This window comes from Mesorhizobium tamadayense (genome assembly GCF_003863365.1).
Lineage (GTDB): Bacteria > Pseudomonadota > Alphaproteobacteria > Rhizobiales > Rhizobiaceae > Mesorhizobium > Mesorhizobium tamadayense.
In genome coordinates this window covers 1-1,634 of sequence record NZ_RQXT01000149.1, presented here as the reverse complement: position 1 = coordinate 1,634, position 1,634 = coordinate 1, and the positions used below count along the sequence as shown (strand labels likewise).

Sequence of the window (1,634 nt, the reverse complement as noted above, 5' to 3'; positions counted from 1 at the left end):
CAACAGATGGGGTATTCGGCTTGAGCCTCATCTTTCAGCGATGATGCCATGAGGGTGCTGCGCTTCGGGCTGATGATCAGACGTGGTCTGCGTGGAAGCAGCCACAAGCATCAGAAGGAGGAAGCGCAGCATGAAACATTATGCAGGATTGGACGTCTCGGTGAAAGAGACCGCAGTATGCATCGTCGACGAAACCGGCATGGTGTGCCGCGAGATGAAGGATCCCAGTCATCCGGAGGATCTTGCGCGGGTGCTCAAGGATCCCGCCTGGAACTTTGAGCGGATCGGGCTTGAAGCCGGGCCGTTGTCGCAGTGGCTGTTCAGCGGCCTGGCCGAAGCCGGCCTGCCGGTGGTCTGCATCGAGACGCGTCACGTCAAAGCATTTCTGAAGGCGCAGCCGAACAAGACCGATCGCAACGATGCCCGCGGCATTGCCCAGATGATGCGGGTCAACCTGTTTCGCCCGGTGCATGTCAAGACCCTGACGAGCCAGAAGCGCCGGGCGCTGCTGACCGCGCGCAAGCTGTTGCAGGACAAGGCGATCGCCTTTGAGAACGACATCCGCGGGCTGTTGCGCAATTTCGGCCTCAAGGTCGGCGAGGTCGGCTTCGAGGCACGCATCCGCGCGCTCACCGATGGCATGCCCGATCTGGCCGAGATCGTTGAACCGCTGCTCGACGCGCGTGCCAAGCTGCGCCAGAATTTTGCCGCCCTGCACCGCAAGCTTCTGGCGATCGTCCGGGATGATCAGGTCTGCCGCCGGCTGATGTCGATCCCCGGTGTCGGCCCGGTCGTGTCGCTGGCCTATACGGCGACGATCGACATCCCGGCCCGCTTCCGCTCCTCGAAGGCGGTCGGGCCGATTCTGGGCCTGACGCCGGCGCTCCATGAATCGGGCGAAAGCCGCCGCCTCGGCGGGATCTCGTTATGCGGCGACGCCATGATGCGCACGCTGCTCTACGAGGCCGCGGAGGTCCTGCTGACGCGGGTGACGAAATGGTCCTGGCTGAAAGCCTGGGCGATGAACGTCGCCAAGCGGCGCGGCCGGCAGAAGGCCATCGTCGCGCTTGCCCGCCGGCTGGCGGTGATCATGCACCGGATGTGGCGCGACGGCACGCAGTTCCGCTGGACCAGGACGGAAATCATGCCGGTCGCCGCCTGACCGCATCCGACCATTGTCAGCATGCCACCGTGCTCGTGTCCGTCAAGGCAAGTCGCGTCGCGATGGACCTGACGGTCCACCCTTTGACTGTCCACTGCGCGCGGCGCGAAACCAAGGGCCGGGAAGAGGAAATGGTCGCCAATCGGCCGAACAGGAAGACAGGGGAATGACGGAGCAAATCGGATAACCATCGCCCCCCGACAGCCGGGGGGGCAACACCAGTTCCACCTGGCCGGTGGAAAGCTGTCCTTCGCGGGACGAGGATGAGGTGAGTTCGCACGGCGCTTGGTACCGATCGCATCACCCGATCAGGACGCTCAACAGATTGTTCCGCCTCATTCTTCTGAATCCCCATCATGGCGAGGGCCTGAGAGCCGATCCCGTAGAGAAGCATGACCCCGCGAAAGACATCACACGCCGGAGAGGCGGAAAGCTCGAGAAGCGCTTGACTTCAACGCGCCGAATAGAGAAG

1 protein-coding gene is annotated in these 1,634 nt (G+C 63.3%); it reads left to right on the top strand.

Annotation, left to right across the window (positions count from 1 at the left end):
- Positions 1-130 precede the first annotated feature (130 nt).
- The gene (locus EH240_RS36880; protein ID WP_125007230.1) at positions 131-1,162 is read left to right on the top strand and encodes an IS110 family RNA-guided transposase; all 1,032 of its coding nucleotides are present in this window, start codon (positions 131-133) and stop codon (positions 1,160-1,162) included.
- The last annotated feature ends 472 nt before the right edge of the window (positions 1,163-1,634 follow it).

What these genes read in the sequence shown, in the direction of transcription:
- EH240_RS36880 (WP_125007230.1), top strand. Translation starts at nt 131, where the DNA reads ATGAAACATTATGCAGGATTGGACGTCTCGGTGAAAGAGACCGCAGTA.